The sequence below is a fragment of the Pseudomonas abietaniphila genome (genome assembly GCF_039697315.1).
Classification (GTDB): Bacteria; Pseudomonadota; Gammaproteobacteria; order Pseudomonadales; family Pseudomonadaceae; genus Aquipseudomonas; species Aquipseudomonas abietaniphila_B.
In genome coordinates, this window is sequence record NZ_CP155619.1 from 2,117,019 (window position 1) to 2,136,073 (window position 19,055).

20 protein-coding genes are annotated in these 19,055 nt (G+C 60.7%); 7 read left to right on the forward strand and 13 right to left on the reverse strand.

Annotated features, from left to right (window positions below; genetic code table 11):
• Window positions 1-265: 265 nt before the first annotated feature.
• Window positions 266-1,777 carry an efflux transporter outer membrane subunit gene (locus tag ABDX87_RS09335; protein WP_346832604.1) on the reverse strand — a complete coding sequence of 504 codons (1,512 nt, stop codon included), beginning with the start codon at window positions 1,775-1,777 and terminating at the stop codon, window positions 266-268.
• A gap of 181 nt (window positions 1,778-1,958) precedes the next feature.
• On the opposite strand from ABDX87_RS09335, the gene ABDX87_RS09340 reads away from it, so the two are divergent.
• Window positions 1,959-2,906: a LysR family transcriptional regulator gene (locus ABDX87_RS09340; RefSeq protein ID WP_074753667.1), complete on the forward strand. Its 948-nt coding sequence runs from the start codon at window positions 1,959-1,961 to the stop codon at window positions 2,904-2,906.
• A 252-nt stretch (window positions 2,907-3,158) separates the two neighbouring features.
• Window positions 3,159-4,133 carry a 2-hydroxyacid dehydrogenase gene (locus tag ABDX87_RS09345; RefSeq protein ID WP_346832605.1) on the forward strand — a complete coding sequence of 325 codons (975 nt, stop codon included), beginning with the start codon at window positions 3,159-3,161 and terminating at the stop codon, window positions 4,131-4,133.
• 111 nt (window positions 4,134-4,244) lie between these two features.
• Here ABDX87_RS09345 and ABDX87_RS09350 read toward each other — a convergent pair whose 3' ends face one another.
• Window positions 4,245-5,144: a DMT family transporter gene (locus ABDX87_RS09350; RefSeq protein WP_346832606.1), complete on the reverse strand. Its 900-nt coding sequence runs from the start codon at window positions 5,142-5,144 to the stop codon at window positions 4,245-4,247.
• A gap of 312 nt (window positions 5,145-5,456) precedes the next feature.
• On the opposite strand from ABDX87_RS09350, the gene ABDX87_RS09355 reads away from it, so the two are divergent.
• Window positions 5,457-6,332 carry an AraC family transcriptional regulator gene (locus ABDX87_RS09355; protein ID WP_346832607.1) on the forward strand — a complete coding sequence of 292 codons (876 nt, stop codon included), beginning with the start codon at window positions 5,457-5,459 and terminating at the stop codon, window positions 6,330-6,332.
• Window positions 6,333-6,508: 176 nt separating this feature from the next.
• Here the strand turns inward: ABDX87_RS09355 and ABDX87_RS09360 are convergent, their stop codons facing one another.
• The 3 genes from ABDX87_RS09360 to ABDX87_RS09370 form a co-directional block, all read right to left on the reverse strand.
• Window positions 6,509-8,851, reverse strand: a complete 2,343-nt coding sequence (locus ABDX87_RS09360; RefSeq protein WP_346833477.1) for a TonB-dependent siderophore receptor — start codon at window positions 8,849-8,851, stop codon at window positions 6,509-6,511.
• Between the two features lie 184 nt (window positions 8,852-9,035).
• Window positions 9,036-10,043 (reverse strand): FecR family protein, encoded by a 1,008-nt coding sequence (locus ABDX87_RS09365; RefSeq protein WP_346832608.1) that lies wholly within the window; start codon window positions 10,041-10,043, stop codon window positions 9,036-9,038.
• The gene (locus ABDX87_RS09370; protein ID WP_346832609.1) at window positions 10,040-10,648 is read right to left on the reverse strand and encodes an RNA polymerase sigma factor; all 609 of its coding nucleotides are present in this window, start codon (window positions 10,646-10,648) and stop codon (window positions 10,040-10,042) included. The genes ABDX87_RS09365 and ABDX87_RS09370 overlap by 4 nt, the downstream gene beginning before the upstream one ends.
• 265 nt (window positions 10,649-10,913) lie before the next feature.
• Between ABDX87_RS09370 and ABDX87_RS09375 the strand changes: the two genes are divergently transcribed.
• From ABDX87_RS09375 to ABDX87_RS09385, 3 genes are all read left to right on the forward strand, one after another.
• Complete coding sequence (locus tag ABDX87_RS09375) at window positions 10,914-11,333, forward strand: HPF/RaiA family ribosome-associated protein (RefSeq protein ID WP_346832610.1); 420 nt, start codon at window positions 10,914-10,916, stop codon at window positions 11,331-11,333.
• A 429-nt stretch (window positions 11,334-11,762) separates the two neighbouring features.
• The gene (locus ABDX87_RS09380; RefSeq protein ID WP_346832611.1) at window positions 11,763-12,092 is read left to right on the forward strand and encodes a DUF3509 domain-containing protein; all 330 of its coding nucleotides are present in this window, start codon (window positions 11,763-11,765) and stop codon (window positions 12,090-12,092) included.
• Window positions 12,093-12,308: 216 nt separating this feature from the next.
• The gene (locus ABDX87_RS09385; protein ID WP_346832612.1) at window positions 12,309-12,644 is read left to right on the forward strand and encodes a YXWGXW repeat-containing protein; all 336 of its coding nucleotides are present in this window, start codon (window positions 12,309-12,311) and stop codon (window positions 12,642-12,644) included.
• Between the two features lie 76 nt (window positions 12,645-12,720).
• Here ABDX87_RS09385 and ABDX87_RS09390 read toward each other — a convergent pair whose 3' ends face one another.
• Window positions 12,721-13,209, reverse strand: a complete 489-nt coding sequence (locus tag ABDX87_RS09390; protein WP_346832613.1) for a phosphate-starvation-inducible protein PsiE — start codon at window positions 13,207-13,209, stop codon at window positions 12,721-12,723.
• A 254-nt stretch (window positions 13,210-13,463) separates the two neighbouring features.
• On the opposite strand from ABDX87_RS09390, the gene ABDX87_RS09395 reads away from it, so the two are divergent.
• Entirely contained in the window at window positions 13,464-13,724 is a 261-nt protein-coding gene (locus tag ABDX87_RS09395) for a YebG family protein (protein ID WP_074753647.1), read from the forward strand.
• A gap of 185 nt (window positions 13,725-13,909) precedes the next feature.
• On the opposite strand, the gene ABDX87_RS09400 is transcribed toward ABDX87_RS09395, so the two are convergent.
• From ABDX87_RS09400 to ABDX87_RS09430, 7 genes are all read right to left on the reverse strand, one after another.
• Complete coding sequence (locus ABDX87_RS09400) at window positions 13,910-14,701, reverse strand: DNA-binding domain-containing protein (RefSeq protein WP_346832614.1); 792 nt, start codon at window positions 14,699-14,701, stop codon at window positions 13,910-13,912.
• Entirely contained in the window at window positions 14,698-15,540 is an 843-nt protein-coding gene (gene bufB / locus ABDX87_RS09405) for an MNIO family bufferin maturase (RefSeq protein WP_346832615.1), read from the reverse strand. Before bufB ends, ABDX87_RS09400 begins: the two co-directional genes overlap by 4 nt.
• Before the next feature lie 139 nt (window positions 15,541-15,679).
• Window positions 15,680-15,955, reverse strand: a complete 276-nt coding sequence (bufA2, locus tag ABDX87_RS09410) for a BufA2 family periplasmic bufferin-type metallophore (RefSeq protein WP_346832616.1) — start codon at window positions 15,953-15,955, stop codon at window positions 15,680-15,682.
• 68 nt (window positions 15,956-16,023) lie between these two features.
• Complete coding sequence (locus ABDX87_RS09415; RefSeq protein ID WP_346832617.1) at window positions 16,024-16,800, reverse strand: alpha/beta fold hydrolase; 777 nt, start codon at window positions 16,798-16,800, stop codon at window positions 16,024-16,026.
• A gap of 61 nt (window positions 16,801-16,861) precedes the next feature.
• Window positions 16,862-17,302 carry a DoxX family protein gene (locus ABDX87_RS09420; protein ID WP_346832618.1) on the reverse strand — a complete coding sequence of 147 codons (441 nt, stop codon included), beginning with the start codon at window positions 17,300-17,302 and terminating at the stop codon, window positions 16,862-16,864.
• A complete protein-coding gene (locus ABDX87_RS09425; RefSeq protein WP_346832619.1) occupies window positions 17,302-17,577 on the reverse strand; it encodes a BufA1 family periplasmic bufferin-type metallophore in 276 nt (91 codons plus the stop codon). The genes ABDX87_RS09420 and ABDX87_RS09425 overlap by 1 nt, the downstream gene beginning before the upstream one ends.
• Before the next feature lie 369 nt (window positions 17,578-17,946).
• Window positions 17,947-19,053 (reverse strand): dihydrolipoamide acetyltransferase family protein, encoded by a 1,107-nt coding sequence (locus tag ABDX87_RS09430; RefSeq protein ID WP_346832620.1) that lies wholly within the window; start codon window positions 19,051-19,053, stop codon window positions 17,947-17,949.
• Window positions 19,054-19,055: the final 2 nt, after the last annotated feature.

Sequence of the window (19,055 nt, forward strand, 5' to 3'; positions counted from 1 at the left end):
CAGTTCAAGACCTGTGTCGACAGGAGGATCGATTCGCGAGCAAGCTCGCTCCCACAGGGTCTGTGCTGGATCGCAGTAATCTCAATCGACGCTAAACCATTGTAGGAGCGTGGCTTGTCCCGCGATCGGCCGGGAACCGGTCGTAAAATAGGGCGACTCGGTTGAGTCAGGCACACCGCGCGCGATGATTGCTGCCGGCTCCCGGCAGATCGTCCGGATGCGGCCCAGACACAAGCCACACTCCTACAGATCCGGGCCTGCTTGATCATTTATCAAACACCGCCAACGACGCCGGCGTCTTCGGCGCAGCGGTCTTGTCGGCCGCTGGCGAATCGTTGCCCGCCATCAAGCCGCCGCCCAACGCCATCACCAGTTCGGCATGCACGGTCAGACGCGCGGCCTGCACCTGCTGCTGGATCTGCTGCTGATGGAACAACAAGGTTTGCGCGTTGAGCACGTTCAGGTAATCGGTCAGGCCACGCTGGTAGGCAATCATGGCGATGTCATACGTTTTCTGCGCGGCAGCGACCGACTGATCGGCGAACACCTGCTGTTTGTCCATCGACTCACGGCGAATCAACTGGTCGGAAATGTTCTTGAGCGCGTTGACCAGCGTCTGGTTGTACTGCGCCACGGCGGCGTCGTAACCGGCAGAGGCGACACCCAGCTCTGAGCGCAGACGCCCGCCGTCAAAGATCGGCAGCGTGATCGCCGGGCCGACGCTGTAGTTGAATTTCTTGCCGGTCAGAAACTCCAGCATGCCGCCGCCCGTAGCCATGTAACCCAGGCTGCCCATCAGGTCGACATTGGGGTAGAAACCGGCGTGAGCGACATCGATGCCACGGGCCTGGGCCGCCACTCGCCAACGGCTGGCGACCACGTCAGGCCGTTGACCCAGTAATTGCGCCGGCAGTGCGGACGGCAGTTTAAGGGCGGCGCTGAGCGACAGGGTCGGACGCTGCAGACTGGCGCCCTCACCCGGGCCTTTGCCAGCCAACGCCGCGATCTGGTTGCGGCTCAAGGCGATGGCTTCATCCAGTGAGTCGATCTGACGATGGGTTTCGGGCAGCGGCGCTTCGGCCTGACTGACCTCGAAATGCGTGCCGATGCCGCCTTTCAGACGACGTTGCGCGAGGTCAACAATCTGCTGTTGCTGCGCCAGTGTCGCTTCGACGATGTCGCGCTGTGCGTAGTTCAGCGACAGCTGGATATAGGCGCGCACAATGTTGTCCTGCAATTCCAGCTGAGCCTGACGCTCTTCGGCGGCGCTCATGTGCGCCATGTCCAGCGCCTCTTCGGTGTTGTTGCTTTCCCGACCCCAGAGGTCAAGGGAGTAACTCAGGCCGATGGAGGCGTTGTTGTCCCAGGTGCTGGTGTTCGACAGCTCGCCTGGGCCGTAGAACTGGTCGGTTGGCCAGTTATGCCGTTTGAGGGTGCTGTCGCCCGTGATGTGCACCGACTCTGCAGACTCGGCGATCCCGGCCATGGCCTTGGCTTGACGCACGCGCGCCGCCGCGATGGCCAGACTCGGGCTGCCGAGTGCGGCGAGCTCGATCCAGTGATTGAGTTGGTCATCGCCATACGCGCGCCACCATTGACCGTCGGGCCAGTGGGCATCTTTTGCGGCGGCTTTGATCGCTTCGTCGGTGGCCAGGTTGTCGGGCGACAACGAGGTGCCTTGAGGGGCAATACCGCCGGTTCCAATGCAGCCGCTGATGAGTAACGTTAAAGCCCAGACACTGAGGGGTTTTAGCCCTCTAAGGATGCGACGCGGCACAGCTGCAATTACCTGAATGAAAGGGGAATGGAACGAGCCGCGATTCTAGGATGCGCCTTGTGCGGCGATAAGCCGGGACTTATGTGAATCTTTGTTACCGAACCGAAGATAATCCTTTGGTATGGCTGACATGGATCAGTAACTTCATGTCACAATTTGCTATCTCACCAGAGAACGGCCAATGGACACTCTGCAAAACATGCGCGCCTTCAGTTGCGTGGCCCAAGCAGGCAGCTTCACGGCTGCCGCAGCTCAGCTGGACACCACCACCGCCAACGTTTCGCGCGCCGTCTCAAATCTCGAAGCACACCTGCAAACCCGACTCCTGAACCGTACGACGCGACGCATTGCCCTGACCGAAGCCGGCAAGCGCTATTTGCTGCGGTGCGAGCAGATTCTGGGTTACGTCGAAGAAGCCGAAGCAGAAGCCAGCGACGCCCACGCGCGCCCGGCGGGCCAGCTCAAGGTGCATTCGATGACAGGCGTCGGACAGCATTACGTGATCGACGCCATTGCGCGCTATCGCCGCAATCACCCGGACGTCTCGTTCGACCTGACCATGACCAACCGCGTGCCCGACCTGCTTGAAGAGGGTTACGACGTGTCGATCGTGCTGGCCAGCGAACTGCCGGACTCGGGATTCGTATCGCAGCGCCTGGGCATCACGTACAGCATCGTTTGCGCCTCACCCGCCTACATCAAGGCGTTCGGCATGGCCTACAAGCCGGCGGACTTGCTCAATCATGCCTGTCTGCGCCTGGTCAGCCCGGTGTTCCCGCTGGAGAAGTGGGCGTTTGACGGCCCCGAAGGCCAGGAAACCGTGACCATCGCCAGTTCGCCGTTCCTCGTCAACTCGGCTGACGCCATGAAAGCGGCGATCAGCAGCGGCATGGGCATCGGCATCCTGCCGATCTATTCGGCCATCGAAGGACTGCGTAATGGCTCACTGGTTCGCGTGCTGCCGCAATACCGTTCCCATGAGCTGAACCTGTACGCGATCTATCCGTCGCGTCAGTACCTGGATGCGAAGATCAAGACGTGGGTCGAATACCTGCGCGGCTCGCTGCCGGAAATCATGGCCGCGCATGAGGCGGATTTGCAGACGCACGTGTTGCCAGAGACGGTGTAGAAAAAAAACGCCGCGCACCTGTAGGAGCGTGGCTTGTGTCTGGGCCGCATCCGGATGATCGGCGCCGAAGTCGTAGTGAAATCAGCAAACGCTGTCTTTCAGATACACCCCGTATTCAGGATTTACTGCCGGTTCCCGGCAGATCGCGGGACAAGCCACGCTCCTACAGACTCAGCCCCCTCGCCAATCAAACAACAAGAATGTTAGCGTGCTACGCACTTCCCATCTGAACCGCCCGAGAGAAGCTATCCGATGAAAAAGACCGTCCTTGCCTTCAGCCGCGTGTCCCCGGAAATGGCCGAGCGCCTGCAGCAAGACTTCAACGTGATCATCCCGGACCCGAAAAAGGGTGATCTGAACGAGCAGTTCAATGAAGCCCTGCCGCACACCCACGGCATGATCGGCGCCGGGCGCAAGCTGGGCCGCGAGCAGCTGGAAAGCGCAAAACAGCTGGAAGTGGTGTCGAGCATCTCGGTCGGTTACGACAACTACGACGTCGGTTACCTCACCGAACGCGGCATCATGCTGACCAACACCCCGGACGTGCTGACCGAAAGCACCGCCGACCTGGGCTTCTCGTTGATCATGAGCAGTGCCCGCCGCGTCGCCGAGCTGGACGCCTACACCAAGGCCGGCAACTGGAAGCGCAGCATCGAAGCGCCGCACTTTGGCACTGACGTCTATGGCAAGACGCTGGGCATCGTCGGCATGGGCAACATCGGCGCGGCCGTTGCGCGTCGTGGTCGTCTGGGTTTCAACATGCCGATCCTGTACAGCGGCAACAGCCGCAAGACGGCCGTGGAGCAGGAACTGGGCGCACAATTCCGCACGCTGGATCAACTGCTGGCCGAGTCCGACTTCGTGTGTCTGGTGGTGCCGCTCAGCGAGAAAACCAAGCACCTGATCAGCACCCGCGAACTGTCGCTGATGAAGAAAAGCGCAATTCTGGTGAACATCGCCCGTGGCCCGATCGTCGACGAACCGGCCCTGATCGAAGCGCTGCAAAACGGCACCATTCGGGGTGCGGGTCTGGACGTTTACGAGAAAGAGCCGCTGCCTGAATCGCCGCTGTTCAAACTGAGCAACGCGGTCACCCTGCCGCACATCGGTTCCGCGACCCACGAAACCCGCCAGGCCATGGCCGATCGCGCCTACGACAACCTGCGTGCCGCCCTGTTGGGCGAGAAACCGCAGGATCTGGTGAATGCACAGGTGTGGAAAGGCTGAAGACTTTCAGCGCCTGATCCGGCGATTCGCGGGCAAGCGCGCTCCTGCACGGGAGCGCGTTGATGATGATCGTTCACACGGTCCCCGTGGGCGCGATCAACGACGTGATCCTCAAGCCAGTTTCGCCGTCACCGGCACCACCGCCTTTGGCTTCCTGAACACCAGCACATTCCCCACCATCACCAACACCAGGCCCATCAACGCGGGCACGGTCCATTGGTAGCCTTCGGCGTATGCCGACACGTTCAGCGCCACCACCGGGAACAGCACCGTGCAGTACGCCGCGCGCTCCGGGCCCATACGCCCGACCAGCGTCAGGTAGGCCGTGAAGCCGATCACCGAACCCGGAATCACCAGATACAGCAGCGAGCCGATGTAGCGCGTGTTCCATTCAAAGCCAAACGGCGTGCCGCTGATCAGGCAATACACGCTGAGCATCGCTGCGCCATACAGCATGCCGTAGGCATTGGTGGTCAGCGGACGCAGGCCCGCCTTCTGTTGCAGACTGGAGAGCATGTTGCCCGCCGAGAAGCACAGCGTGCCGAGCAACGCCAGCCCAAGGCCGATCAGCGTTTCATGGCTGGCGCTGTGCCCGGACAGCTCGGGCCAGAACAGGCATGCAAGACCGATCAGGCCCAGGGCACCTCCCGCCAGCACGTTGCGCGCGATCCTTTGTTTGAAGAACACCCGCGCATTGAGCGCATTCCACAGCGTCGCGGTGGAAAACACCACGGCCACCAGACCGCTGGGAATCCACCGACTGGCCGTGTAGAAGCACATGAAATTCACGCAGAACAGACACACGCCCTGCGCCAGGCAGATCAACTGTCCACGGCGGTTGACCTTTTGCAGTTTGCCGCTGACCAGCAGCATCGCGAACAGAATCAACGCAGCCAAGCCGAAGCGGTAAACGATCGACACCGGAATCGCCACCTCGCCCAGTTGCAGTTTCAAGGCGATCCAGGTCGTGCCCCAGATCAACACAGTCAGCAGATACAGCGAGATGTTCATGGCAGGCTCCTCATTGAGACCCCAGTCTGCGCATCCGCCACGGTCGCCACTTGCAAAAACTTGCGCATTTGATCGTCGGACGGCTGGCAGAAGCCCGATGGGGGAGTAGGATTCGGGGCATGGACGATGTACCTGACGCAACGCTAAATGGCTGATGACAAAATGCCCTGTGGGAGCGAGCTTGCTCGCGAATGCTGACGCATGACCGACAGAGGTATTGCTGCTTCACCTGACACTTCGTGGGCAAGCTCAGTCCCACGGGTTATCTGTCCGCCGACCCAACACCGCCAACCTGTATTTCACGAGATGCCCATGTCGTCACTGGACACCATCCAGGTCTTTCAATGCCTGAACAGCTCGCCTCACGCGCAGCTGGAGCAGAGTGCGTCGCTGGGTGACGGTGTGGTCGCGGCGTTGTGGAATAACCGGCACGATGCGCAGGATTATCACGGCCCCAGCCATCACACCCTGTCCTGCTACATCTCGGGCGGCACCCAGACCTATCGCCGCGACCAGCCCGACAGGAAAGGCGCGCCAGGCAAGCTCTGCGTTCTGCCCGCCGGGCACCAGTCGTCCTGGGTGGTCAACGGTGACCTGCGGCTCGCGCATCTCTATATCAGTCCGGAGCAGTTCGCCGTGAACTGCGTCAGCCTGCTTGACCGTGAGCCTCGGGAAATGATGCTGCGGGAGAACACCTTCATCGATGATCCCCTGCAAGCCGAGCGCTTCGATCGACTGATACGCATGAACTGGAACGAACCCGGCGAGCGTCTTTTGACCAGCAGCCTGGCCCATGAGCTGCTCGATCACATGATCCTGAGTCAGGTCGGCCTGCGTGACGGTCTGCGCTTGAAGGGCGGACTGGCGCCGCATTTGCGCCGGCAACTGGTGGAGTTCATCGAACAGAATCTGGCGGAGCCGCTGAGCCTGGGGCAACTGGCCGGAATGTGCGCGCTGTCGGAGTACCACTTTGCGCGCATGTTCCGCGAAAGCTTCGGTCTGCCGCCCCATCAATACCTGCTCGCCCGCCGCCTGAACCGCGCCCGTGAACTGCTGCGCAGCACCCGCCTGCCGTTCGGACACATTGCCCTGGAGTGCGGATTCGCCAGCGCCAGCCATTTCTGCAACCGTTTCAGACACGCGATGGGCGCGACGGCCGGGGAATATCGGTTGGCGTTTCAGTCATGAATGTCATGGACTGACGCGGTCCATCCTGTGGGAGCGAATTCATTCGCGATGAGGGGGTCAGTCGGCACATCTCTATCGTCTGGAAAGTTTTCGCGAATGAATTCGCTCCCACAGAGGTCGTGCTCAGCCCGCTACACCTTCAAACTCCCAAGAGTAAGCGTCAGGCAGCAGAACGTTTAAAACTCCAGCGTCGTTGCCACGATCACCTGCCTCGAATCCCCCACCGACACAAAATACCGGCTCACCGCCGAGCTGTAGTACGTGCGATCAAACAGGTTCTTCACGTTGAGCTGAACCTTCACGTTCTGGCCGTCCAGCTTCGTTTCATACGTCGCGAAGGCATCGGCGACGGTGTAACCCGGCAGGTCGAAATCGTTGTCCGGGTCGCCCGCGCGCTCACCCACATAGTGAGCGCCCGCCCCCGCGCGCAATCGGTCCGAACCCAAGACCGCGCCGAAGTCGTACACCGCAGACAGCGAACCGCTGTGCCTGGGCACATTCTGCAGCCGATTGCCCTTGAGCGTCGGGTCTTCCATCACCCAGGCATCGGTAAAGGCGTAACCGCCGATAAGGCTCCAGCGTTCTGACAACTGACCGCTCAGGTCCAGCTCTGCACCGCGCGAACGCACTTCACCGGCGGTCGTGTACACCGTATTGGCTGTGAGCGAATCGAAGTTGGCGACCAGCACGTTGCGCTTTTTGATGTCGAACACCGCCAGCGTCCCGCTGATGCGGTCGTCCACATCCCACTTGGCGCCGAGCTCCCAGGCTTTCGACTCTTCCGGCAAGGTGGCCGAATCCAGCACCGTGCCACCCGCCAGCGCGGCAATGGTGGAGTTGGGTTTGAACGACTCGGTGTAGCTGCCGTAGAACGACAGTTCATCGGTATAGCGGTACACCAGGCCGGCGCGGGGAATCCATTTTTCACCATTAAGGTCTGTGTTGCGCGTGAACGGAATGCCTTTGCCCGCCTGCTGATCGAACATCTCGTAACGCCCACCGGCCACGACGATCCACTGATCGGTCAGGTGAACGGAATCCTGAATGAACAATGAGTCGGTACGCAGGATGTCCAGCTGGTCGCTGTCTGGCGCGCTGACCAGCGTGCCCTCCACTTCCTGACCATACACCGGGTTTACGTAACTGAACGTGGTCAGGCTTTTTTGCCGGATCAGTTCGCCGCGATAGATCTTGCGGTACTCGTCATCAACCCCGACCAGCAGGTCGTGCTGCATCCCCGCTACCCCAACACGACCGGCCAGGGTCAAGGTGGTGAAACGGTCGGTGCTCAGCGAGTCGCGCGTGCCGTCCATGGAACGGGTCAGCGTGCCATCGCCCGGGCTTACGCCGGTCACGCGCACTTGGCTGGCGTCGTAGGTTTCACGGTTGTAGCTGTAGCCCAGATGGCCTTTCCAGTTGTCGTCGAACGCGTGATCGGCCTCGATCCGGTAAAGGTCCGAGCGACCTTCCATGTTGTTGAAGGGCTCGTCCAGGCGACGGGTCGCGGGAATGTTCAACGGGTGGTTGGTACGCGGATCGATGGCTGTTCCACGGTCGAAAGGCGACAGGAACTCCCGATGCTCATAGGCCGCCAGCACCTGCGTGCTGTCGCCGTCCCAGGACAGCGAAGGCGCCACCAGTGTCTCGCGGTGCACGCCGTAGTTACGCCAGTAATCTTCGTCCTCGTGATCGAGAATCATGCGATATGCAAAGGGTGAATCGCCGAGCGCGCCAGTGCTGTCCAGCGTTGCGCCACTGCCATTCTTACCCGATCCGTAGCTGGAGCCACGCGTGGTCAGGGCGCTGTAGGGCTGCCATTCGGGACGTTTACTGACGACGTTGATCACGCCGCCCGGATCCTGAATGCCATACAGCACCGATGCCGGCCCCTTGAGCACTTCAACCCGCTCAGCCGTGGCATTGAGGTTGCGCCCCTGCACCACCGGCATTCCGTCACGCATGATCGAACCGTCGCGGTTGTCGCCGAAACCGCGCTTCATCAGGGTGTCCTGCGTGCTGCCCAGCGTGTTGCCCTGGGTCACGCCGCTGATGGTGCTCAGGGCATCGTCGAGATTGCGCGGCGCCTGATCACGCAACACCTGAGCCGGCACAACGCTGACCGCTTGCGGGTTTTCCAGTCGAGGTGTGGACGAGCGCATCACCGACGTCGTGACCGGCGGCAGGTACGTCTCCGGCGCCGTGCGGGGCGAGTCGATCTGCGTCACTCCCAACGTGATCGCCCCTTCGCTCGACGCGGGCTCAAGGGTGAACGTGGTGTCGGTGGCGCGTCGAAACCTCAGACCGGAAGTGCCCAACAGCCGCTTCAATGCCTGTTCGGCGGTCAGCGATCCACTCACCGCCGGTGCTTCGATGCTGTAGGGCGTGTCCTGGGTGTAAATCACACTTTGCCCGGTCACCCGACTGAAATCGCTGAGTGCCTGCGGCAGAGGTTGGGCAGGGATGGAAAAGTCATAGGCAGGCTCCGCCCCCTGAGCGCACGCGCTCCAGACAGTGAGCATGGAAATGCCGAACCAGACCTTCAATCTGAAAAACCTCGATACTCGACCCGGAACATCTGTCCGCACACTCGATACCTGCGGGAGTGAGCTTGCTCGCGAAGACGTCAGATCAGTCCCCTTCATGTTGCTGACACAACGCCCTCGCGAGCAAGCTCGCTCCCACAGGGCATGTGCTGTTGCTCGGTCAGCGGATCACGATCACCCGCCCCAACGCCTCGTACTGCTCGAACCCGACCACTGACTTCAACGCGGCCAGCACCGCCAGCGGGTCTTTGCTGGGGAAGCTGCCGCTGACGGTCTTCGCGGCCAACCGGTCGTTGAGCACGACGATGCGCCCGGGGTAATACCGGCTTAGATCGTCGATCACCTGCGCCAGCGGCGTGCGGTAGTAATTGAGCCAACCCTGACGCCAGGCCAGTTGCTTTTCACTGTCGACAATGCTCGGATCGCTGGTATGGGTGAGGTCGTAACTGACCCGCTGTCCCGCCGTCAGGATCTGCTGCGGCTCGCCCACGTCCGCCTTGACCCCTACGCGCCCGGAGAGCACGGTCACCTGCGCCCCGTTCGGCTGTAGGCGCACTTCGAACTGTGTACCCAGCACTCGCGTTTCACCTTTTCCACCCTCGACCACAAAAGGCTCGCCGGTGTGCGTGACCTGGAAGAAAGCGGCCCCCCGACGCAATTCGACGTGGCGCTCGCCCTGAGTGAAATGCACTGCAATCGCGCTGTCGGCATCCAGCGTGACCTGCGACCCATCGGCCAGCATCACGCTGCGGACCTGCCCCGGCGCGGCGACGTAATCCGCACCGAGATCATCGATCCAGCGCTGCGGCTGAAAGCCCAGGCCGACCCCGATCATCAGCACCAGACAGGCCGCCATCGCCAGACCGGCGCTCCAGCGCATCAGCGTGTGGCGGCGAACCGCAGTACGCGGGGCATCCATTGCCTTGAGCAACGCGGCAAGCGCGACGGCGTCTTCACCGGCCAGCTTCGCCGCAGGTTCCTCGGTCATCTCCCACATCACTTGCGCCTGGGCATAGGCCTCGGCATGGGCGGGATCGGCCTGCAACCAGCGGCTGAAACGCGTTTGTTCGGCCACTGTCGGCTGATCGTGCAGCACGCTCAACCAGCTGAGGGCGGCTTCGTGATGTTCAGGCGTAATGACCAAGGTTGGGTCCGAAGGCGCTTTCATCGACGAGCGTCCCCGGACTTCGCACCGAGCGGGATCACCCGCCCGGGCCCCTGCTCCAGACTCGCCTTGCAGGCCTGCAAGGCGCGCATCATGTGTTTTTCCACCGCGCTCTGCGAAAGGCCCATGACGGTGGCGATCTCGCCGTATTTGCGACCGTGAATGCGGTTGAGCAGGAAGATCTGCCGCGTTTTGTCGGGCAGTCCGCGCAGTGCCGCTTCGATGTGTCGCAAATCGTTACTGGCTTCCAGCGCGGCCTGCGGCGCGTCGCTGCACAGTTCCTGCTCGTCAGATATCAGCGCTTCATGAAGCCGGGCGCGGGTGCCTTCGTTGCGCAGATGGTCGATGGCAATGTTGCCCGCGCAACGCATCAAGTAGGTGTTGAGCTCCTCCACCTGCACCAGCGGACGTCGCCAGAACCGGACGAACAGGTCCTGCACCAGATCGGCTGCCGTCGCACGGCACCCGACACGCCGACTCACCAGCGCTTCCATTTGCGGGCGCTGGGACAGGAACACCTTGAGAAAGCGTGCGCGAGCAGCTTTCGGGGCGTCTTGATCGATCTCGGAGGGGACCGAGTCGAGGGCGGGTGGAGGGAGATCAATCATCGCGCGATATTAATGATAAATATTCTCATGCGCAAAAGAATATGACGGCAAACCCCCGTTTTTACGAGGTGATCCCCCAGTGACGTGATCCTGGGTATCACCCATGAGCCGTGTTCCAGACCGCTGAGGATTCTGGCCTGGAAATATTTTCTCGCATCTGGGGGTTGAATTGTTTCTTCATCGGCGCCAACACTGTGACTGAGGGCAGACGAAAACTTCAGTGTCGTCGAGACTCTCCCGAGCAAGCCAAAGTAAGGGAAGAACTATGCAAATCCAGGTCAATAGCGATAACCACATCGAAAGCAGCATCCGACTGGAGGAGTGGGTACGAACCACCGTTGAAAGCACGCTCGAACGCTACGAAGAAGATCTCACCCGCGTCGAAGTCCACATCCGCGATGAGAATGGCGATAAGCCCGGCCCGCATGACATCCGCTGCCAGATGGAAGCCCGGCCAAAAGGACACCAACCTATTTCCGTGACCCACAAGGCCGACTCACTGGATCAGGCCGTGGACGGCGCTGCCGTGAAACTCGATCACGCGCTGGAACACTTGTTCGGCAAACTGCGCAGCAAACGCGGCGGTGTCACCACGCTGAGCAGTGTTCGGGGCAACGAATCGGACAATCCCGACGCCCTGCTACAGGAAGAATTTCTGGAAAAAGACGACGCCCTGCACGGTTAAACCGGCGGCTTGAAACAGTCAATCATTCAATAAACAAGGGCGGGCCTGTGGAGACAGGCCCGCCCTTTTTATTTCAATTGAAACGCGCACACAAACCATGCAGACAGCGCCCTAATGGTGCCTGCGTGCAACTGGAGCAGCATTTCGCTACTACTTAATCATTAATCTAAAAGAGTAAACCTGATCACACTTTCAGCGCTGAAAGGATTCATGATCACTTTAAAAGCCCCGCCGGTCCCGCATGGCCCGAACCCTGCAAGTGTCAGAACGTCGAGCCTCCAACCTCTGCAAACCTCGCCCCTTCCGGCCCGATGGGCAGCTGACTCGCCAACACAGACGCAGTTTTATTTATACCGTTGATCCTGCGTCGAGAACTAAAAGGACAAACGTTCAGTCAATTCATGCAGATCGATAATCAGGTAACAGGCCATGGACAATCCTTTTCAACAGATCACCGATGCTTTTCACCCAGACTACCGGGTCAATCTGAGTATCCAGGGCCTCGACGGAACCATCATGCTGACACTCTCCAACGAGTCAGGTGTGGTCGCTAAACGCTTGATCAGCGCCGAACAACGTAATTCACCCAAGCGCCTGCGTCGCTTGATCGAAAGCGTGCAATTCGGCATCGCCATCGAACAAGGTCACAGCGCAATCAAGATCCTGGCCGCCATGACCGATGGCGACGTAAAACAACTGGCACCGCCGGCCGCCAACGCCCGCCTGCTCAACCGTTCAAATCAGGCAATAGGCCTCTGAGCAATGACGCGGACCTGACGGAGGCGACTCGATGAATCGCCTCCCCTTCGCGCCTGCTGTCCTGTCGCCATGCCGGTGATCGCTTCTCCGCTTTAACTTCCCGCCGATTCAGCCCTCAGACAGAAACGACCTGTTACAACAACTCTGTATCGAGCCCACACGCCCTGAGCAACGCAACGGGTGGTGGCCGGATGTGGACACGTTCGAGGTAGCGACATGTATTTACGATATTTAGCGCTGGCTGGCGTTCTGGTGATGGCCACCGGTTGCGTCGAAGAAAGGGTCGTGCATGAGCGGCGCGGACCGCCGCCGCGCGCCGAGTACGTCGAAGTCATCGCCCCGCAGGCGCCGCCGGAACGCATTATTGAAGAAGAACCGGCACCGCGCCCCGGCTACATCTGGTCCCGCGGCTACTGGCGCTGGAACGGCAACCGCTATGTCCCGGTTCATGGCCACTGGGAAGCTGTGCGGCCTGGCTATCGTTACCAGCATCCGTACTGGGAAAACCGGGGCGACGGCTGGCATTACCATGTCGGAGTCTGGGTGAATTGATCACCTGATCATCATGCAGAAAGAAAAATGCCCCGCATCGACGGGGCATTTTTCATTCAGGCCGGCAAAACGTCATTTATAACTCGCCCTTCTCGTCGATCACCGCCCCTTTCGTCTTGCCGTTAGGGTCCGGGACCTTCACCGACGGAAATTGTGAGGAGGCGTAACGCACCACAAGAATCGCGAACGCCAGCAGCAGAATCGCACCACTGAGGTACACAACACCCAGATCCGGCGGCGCATGGTGCGAAACGTCGGAGATGAGCAGACGGGTCAGCGCCGTGATCGCGACATAGATAAGGAAGCGCACGGGCATGTGGTTGGTCTTGAAATAGATCCCCACCATCGCACCCAACTCCAGGTAGATGAACAGCAGCAAGATGTCATCGACCGTGATGTGTCCTTTTTCCAGCATGCCCAGAAACGCCATGACCGCAGCCCACGCGGTGACCGCGCCGATGGCGAACAGCGCCAGGTAATGGAAGGTCTCGACGAACAGGTTGCCCAGCGACTCAGCGCAACTGTGTACGTGCTGACGAAGGGATTCGGCCCAGTTGATTTTCACGATGTACTTCCTTGAGTAACCCAGATCGGATGATGCCGCGTGCGCATGACGCTTGTGCGCACGCAATTGGCCAAGCATTTAAGGGGCCATTAGCTATGGTTGAGAACGTGACCGGATGTCGCAAGGCACAATCTGGCGTTAAAAATGCCTGTGAATTGCCACTACCCAAGCAGCATCGATTCCCTTATGCTGCGCACTGTATATAAACACAGTATCCGATAAAGAAACTATCGTGAAGGCATATGAGGTGGTAAATGGCCGTCGAAGTGGTATACCGCAGCAGCCGAGATCTGGAGCGCTTGTTCATGGATAAAGCCGAAGCTGACCGTCATGACAAAATGCTCGAACTCGCCGAGCTGCTGTCCAGCGTATTGAGTAAAGCCGTGCCTTCCCTGTCCGAAGCACAGGTCGAAGAGGCTGGCATCTACATGGCGAAGAACCGCGACGTCTTCGCGCGCGCATTCAAGAACCAACCCGATGCGTTGAATGAATTGCTGAGTGACGCGGCCGAGTAATCTGCTGCAATCCCGTGTGGGAGCGAACTTGGTTTGGGCCGCATCCGGACGAAGCCGCGGTCAGGACATCCGGATACGGCGGATGCACAGACCTCTTCGTCCAGATACGGCCCAGGCCAAGCTCCCTCCCACAGGTATAGGTTCCCTTACCTGGACCGTATTAACCCGGATTCCCCCTTCTCCCGTTACGCACCAACGCTGACGGCCTCGGCACACGCCTGCAGCACGTTGGGGCCAACACCAATGATCAACTCGCTGCCAAGCCAGCTCGCGAGCAACGCACCCGCCCTTGCCACGCCGTCCTGCTCACCCAGCCGAGCCACGAGCATCTCGCACAGGTCGATGAAGCTGCCGTTCTGCTGGAGCTGAACCAGCGCCAGGTATTCCAGGGCGTCGACCTCTTTCAGCCGCGACGTGAACCCACGCCGCCAGACGATCAGGCCACCCGCCTCTGCCAGCATTTCGCTGTCCGGTGGCGTACGCCCCTCACATAGCGCCGACCAGACCGCTTCGACGTTGGTGGTCATGACGTGTATCCGTAACGACGGCGTGAAACGCAACTGGGCGTGATCCCAGTCGACGGTCGCCAATGCGTCGGGGGAAAGCGGCGTGGCATCTTTCGCCACTAACGCCTCACTCAAGGCCTGTTCGATCCAGGCGAGCTCGTGGATGTCAGGGTTTTCGGGAAACCGTCGACGCAGGGTCTCGTCGAAATGCTCGGCGTAGGCATCAAGGGTCCAGGCGTAAGGAGGAAAGTGTTCGATATGGTCGATGGCCGTGTGACGGAAGGCTTCCTCGCCCAGCCAGCTGCGCAGTTGCGGGAAGGCATGTTTCAGGCAACTCACCAGCTGCGCCCGGTAGTTGTTCTGATACACCGCGAGGCCTGCAGCGGCGTGGACGCTCAAACGATCGGCCGCGTCTTCGGACGAATCGACCAGCCAGGACTGAAAATCACGCTGCATCTCGGCGAGATTCATGCGGCATCTCCTGCGCGGCGAACGGTTTCGGCAGTGCCCAATGCACGAGCGATGGACAGCTCCTGCAGCAGTTCGCCCAGGGGCGGAATATCGTCATCGCGTTCAATCATGGTGGCGACCGGCCCGAGCAACGAAATGGCTTTGGCGTACAGGTGCCAGACGTCGGTGCACACCGGGCTGTCGTGGGTGTCGATCAACAGATCGGGGCCCTGACTGTGTCCAGCGAGGTGAATCTGGCGCACGCGTTCGGCGGGAATTCCATCGAGAAACGCCAACGGGTCGAAGCCATGATTGCTGGCGCTGACGTAGACGTTATTGACGTCGAGCAGCAGTTCGCAGCCGGTGCGACGGGACATCTCGGCGATGAATTCCCATTCGGTCATGGCGGCGTCGGGAAAGCTCAGGTAGCTGGAGGGGTTTTCGAACAGCAGGGTCCGGCCCAACACGTCTTGAGCGTGATGAATGTTGGCGCATACCCGTTCCAGTGCTTCGTCGGTGTACGGCACTGGCAAAAGATCGTGAGAGTTGAAGCCGCCGATGCGCGACCAGCTCAGGTGATCGGAGACGAACAACGGTTCGATGTCGTCGACCAGGCTTTTCAGGCGTTTGAGGTAATCGGGGTTCAGCCCGTCCGCCGAGCCGATCGACATGGACACACCGTGCAGCACCACCGGATGACGCTCACGGACCTGACGCAGGATGTTGCGCGGCTGTCCGCCCTCGACCATGAAGTTTTCCGAGATGACCTCGACGAAATCCACCGGAACCTGGGTCTCCAGAAAGTCGCGATAGTGCTCGCGGCGCAGGCCCAGCCCGTACCCTGAAAAGACTGCTGACATGATGCGTACTCCGTTGAAGGGGCTGACGATGGTTGGCGTTCAGTCGACAGCGATGCAGCCGATCCAAAGCGACCGAACCGTCCCACGGCAGGTAAAAGGCAAAAAAGCCCGTCACACAGGACGGGCTCTGTCACCCGACTTATTTAGGCTCGGTCAGGGTGCCGCCGGCTTTCAGGCATTCGGAGGGGGTTTTGACGATCACGCCCTGGCCTTTGCAGCTGTTCAGGCCTTTGCAGTCGTTCTTGGCGGTCGCGCACAGGCTTTCGCCTTTGCACCCGTTGACGCCGTAGCAACGGCCTGGTTTTTCGGCGCTGGCATCGGCAGCCGATGCGCCAACGCTGAAGGAAGCCGATGCCAGGGCGATCAATGCGGCGGCGGTGGCGATGCTGAAGCGGGATTTGTTCGAAGCGATCATGGTGTTCTCCAGTTGCGGTCGGGATAAATCAATAAAGGTGTGTTGAATCGGTGGCGTAAACGCCGGCGTTACTTGACGGCCAGCGCGGCGTCTTCGATGACCTGAGCGACGGCTTCAGGCTGCGAGATGTACACGGAGTGGCTGGCCTTGATTTCGGTGACCCTGGAACCGGCGCGCTTGTACATCCAGCGCTGCAGATCAGGGCTTAGCGCGCGGTCGTCAGTGGCAACGATTGCGTAGGTCGGCTTGTTGTGCCAGGCCGCGGCCCAGGCTTGCGCACCGAAGGTGGCGGCGGTCGCAGCAGGCTGGGAAGCGGCCATGAAATCGGTGCGGTTGGTGGTCAGGTCCGCCGCGAAGTCGGCGTTGAATTTGGCGCGATCAAAAAACAGATGACCGTCGCGAGTCGGTCGCACGTCATCGCTTGGCGCCGGCATCGAGGCAATCAACTGGCCCATGCTCTCGCCCACTTCAGGTTGCAGTGCGGCCACGTAGACCAGTGCCTTGACCTTGTCGCGGATGCCAGCTGCGCTGATCACACCGCCGCCCGAGCTGTGACCGACCAGCACCACCGGGCCGACCTGCTGGTCAAGAATTTCGCGGGTGGCGGCAATGTCTTCGTCCAGGTTGGTCGCAGGCTGAGGCACTACGGTGACCTTGTAGCCCTTGTGAATCAGGATGTCGTGTACGACTCGCCAGCCTGAACCGTCAACGAAAGAGCCGTGGACGATCACGATGTTTTTCGCACCCGTCGGTCCTGCCGGTGCCGCAGCAGGCGTCGCCGCTGAGACAAAGAACGGAGCGGCCACGGCCATGACGCCGAGGGCAAGTTTGGAAACTGTACGCATGGTGACTCTCCGGGGGCTTGTGCAGCCCCGCTCAGGTTTCATTTTTTTGTGTGTTGCGAACTCAATGGCGGGCGGCGCGAGACCGTCCGAAAAACAGCTGATCCAACGACCAGCCACCGGCGCCATACACCACCAGCGGCAGGAGCAATCCGGCCCAGGTCAGGTGGGTTGGCCAGGCGTTCGGGTACACGAAAATCTCGATCACCGCCGTCATGCCCAACAGCGCAGCGGCAGCCGGTCGTGTCAGCAGGCCAAGCACCAGCAGCATCGGAAACAGGTGCTCGCCATAGGTCGCCAGGTGTGCTGCCAGATCGGTCGGGATCAACGGCAGCGCGTATTCGTACTGGAACAGCTGAAACGTCGACGGCTTGATCGTCAGCCAACCTGTGACCTTGGTGCGTCCCGACAGGAAGAACACCGATGCAATGCCGACCCGGGCGATCAACAGCAACGCACTGGGCATGGCGGCCCGCAGCGTCGGCGCCAGCATCGAGCTGCGCATCACTTCTGTTCCGTCAACGAGCCAAAGCCCTTGGGCGTCTTGATGGTGGTGCACGTGCCTTTGTCGACCAGCACCCAGGCATCGCCCTGATAGTCCGCGACCGCAGTGGCGGCGCACGACGTGCCTGGGCCGGCGGCGCAGTCGTTCTGACCGGCGAGGGACACGCCGTAGCATTTCTCCTTCGGGCTGGCCTGATCGGCGGCGGAAGCGGTGTCGGCCAGAGCGGTCAGTGACAAAGCAAGGGTCGCGGCAAGAGCGGCATATTTGGTGTTCATGGTCATCTCCAAAGCGTTAGGGATTGGGCCGAGTCCGGCATCCTTCTCGGGTTTCAACGTTGAAACCGGCGGCGCCTTTCGGTGAGGAGATTTAATCGCGGGCCTGTATCCCGTCTGTGTCGCCCTGCGCACTGAAGCCTGAGCAGATGTATCTGCCGGGCAGCCGTACACAGTCCGATACAAAGCCGGATGGAATAAAATCGAAATTGAGAAATGTTCGCGTAACGGGAGGGGGTGGATCACTGTAGGAGCGCGCTTGCCGTGATTGCCGTCTGCCTGAGCCACATCTATTGACTGACAGACCGCAATCGCGGGCAAGCGCGCTCCTACAAGGGTTTGCGGTGCGCAATACGTGCGCGGTACTTGTAGCTACTCCGGCTTTTCCAACTCATCCACCAACGCCCTGAAAAACCGTGCCGCTTCACCCCCGGTCACGGCGCGGTGATCGAAGGTGAGCGATAACGGCAGGATCGGGTGAACCACTACCTGCCCGTCCATGGCCACCGGCTCTTCACGAATGCCGCCTGCGCCGATGATTGCCACTTGCGGCGGCACCACGACCGGGTTGGCGTAACGGCCAAACAGCGTGCCGAAGTTGGACAAGGTGATCGTCGCCCCCATCATTTCCCGTGGCGGGATCGAGCGCGCCTTGACGTCTGCCCGCAGGCGCTTCATGCCCTCTTTCAAGTCAGCCGACTGACGATTTCCCACATCGCGCAGGACCGGCACGAACAAGCCGTCGGGCGTGTCCACGGCAATCCCCAGGTCCAGGTTGTCGTGATGCTTGATCGACAGCGACTTGCCGTCGAACCAGCTGTTCAATACCGGTTCCACCTTGCACGCCGCCGCCATCGCTTTGCCGATACGAATCAGCGGATCGCGCGCGGAACCCCAGCGATGCAGATCGGCGTCACCGAAAATCGTCACCGGGACCACTTCAGCGTGGGACTTGGCCATGTTCAGCGCCATGCTGCGCCGCACGCCGCGCAGTTTTTCGCCGCCAAACTTGTCGCGCTCCGCCTGGGAGGCGTTTTCGACATCGGCCCGGGTGATCAGGCCGTCACTGCCCGAGCCGCTCAGCGCGTTAAGATCGACACCCAGTTGCCGCGCCAGTTGACGGACCGCCGGTGTGGCGCGGGTCGACATGTGCTCACGGGTCGAAGGCGCAGCGCCGACGAAGAACTGGTCGTCCTGGCTGTTGCCCCCGCCCTCCAGACGGCCAACGACCGTGCCCGCATCGCCTTCGCCCTCGAACGCCATCAGCGGCTCACCGACATGCAGGATGTCGCCATCGCCGCCGTAGACCTTCGCCACCACACCGTCATACGGCGCGGGGATGTCAACGATGGCTTTGGCGGTTTCCACGGACACCACAAGCTGATCGGCTTTCACCGTGTCCCCGGCCTTGACGTGCCACTCGACGATTTCCGCTTCCTGCAACCCTTCGCCCAGGTCGGGCAGTTTGAAATATTTCATCG

What these genes read in the sequence shown, in the direction of transcription:
- ABDX87_RS09380 (WP_346832611.1), top strand. Translation starts at nt 11,763, where the DNA reads ATGGACAATCCTTTTCAACAGATCACCGATGCTTTTCACCCAGACTAC.
- ABDX87_RS09360 (WP_346833477.1), bottom strand. Translation starts at nt 8,851, where the DNA reads ATGCTCACTGTCTGGAGCGCGTGCGCTCAGGGGGCGGAGCCTGCCTAT.
- ABDX87_RS09395 (WP_074753647.1), top strand. Translation starts at nt 13,464, where the DNA reads ATGGCCGTCGAAGTGGTATACCGCAGCAGCCGAGATCTGGAGCGCTTG.
- ABDX87_RS09400 (WP_346832614.1), bottom strand. Translation starts at nt 14,701, where the DNA reads ATGAATCTCGCCGAGATGCAGCGTGATTTTCAGTCCTGGCTGGTCGAT.
- bufB (WP_346832615.1), bottom strand. Translation starts at nt 15,540, where the DNA reads ATGTCAGCAGTCTTTTCAGGGTACGGGCTGGGCCTGCGCCGCGAGCAC.
- bufA2 (WP_346832616.1), bottom strand. Translation starts at nt 15,955, where the DNA reads ATGATCGCTTCGAACAAATCCCGCTTCAGCATCGCCACCGCCGCCGCA.
- ABDX87_RS09345 (WP_346832605.1), top strand. Translation starts at nt 3,159, where the DNA reads ATGAAAAAGACCGTCCTTGCCTTCAGCCGCGTGTCCCCGGAAATGGCC.
- ABDX87_RS09430 (WP_346832620.1), bottom strand. Translation starts at nt 19,053, where the DNA reads ATGAAATATTTCAAACTGCCCGACCTGGGCGAAGGGTTGCAGGAAGCG.
- ABDX87_RS09425 (WP_346832619.1), bottom strand. Translation starts at nt 17,577, where the DNA reads ATGAACACCAAATATGCCGCTCTTGCCGCGACCCTTGCTTTGTCACTG.
- ABDX87_RS09370 (WP_346832609.1), bottom strand. Translation starts at nt 10,648, where the DNA reads ATGATTGATCTCCCTCCACCCGCCCTCGACTCGGTCCCCTCCGAGATC.
- ABDX87_RS09420 (WP_346832618.1), bottom strand. Translation starts at nt 17,302, where the DNA reads ATGCGCAGCTCGATGCTGGCGCCGACGCTGCGGGCCGCCATGCCCAGT.
- ABDX87_RS09415 (WP_346832617.1), bottom strand. Translation starts at nt 16,800, where the DNA reads ATGCGTACAGTTTCCAAACTTGCCCTCGGCGTCATGGCCGTGGCCGCT.
- ABDX87_RS09365 (WP_346832608.1), bottom strand. Translation starts at nt 10,043, where the DNA reads ATGAAAGCGCCTTCGGACCCAACCTTGGTCATTACGCCTGAACATCAC.
- ABDX87_RS09350 (WP_346832606.1), bottom strand. Translation starts at nt 5,144, where the DNA reads ATGAACATCTCGCTGTATCTGCTGACTGTGTTGATCTGGGGCACGACC.
- ABDX87_RS09375 (WP_346832610.1), top strand. Translation starts at nt 10,914, where the DNA reads ATGCAAATCCAGGTCAATAGCGATAACCACATCGAAAGCAGCATCCGA.
- ABDX87_RS09385 (WP_346832612.1), top strand. Translation starts at nt 12,309, where the DNA reads ATGTATTTACGATATTTAGCGCTGGCTGGCGTTCTGGTGATGGCCACC.
- ABDX87_RS09340 (WP_074753667.1), top strand. Translation starts at nt 1,959, where the DNA reads ATGGACACTCTGCAAAACATGCGCGCCTTCAGTTGCGTGGCCCAAGCA.
- ABDX87_RS09355 (WP_346832607.1), top strand. Translation starts at nt 5,457, where the DNA reads ATGTCGTCACTGGACACCATCCAGGTCTTTCAATGCCTGAACAGCTCG.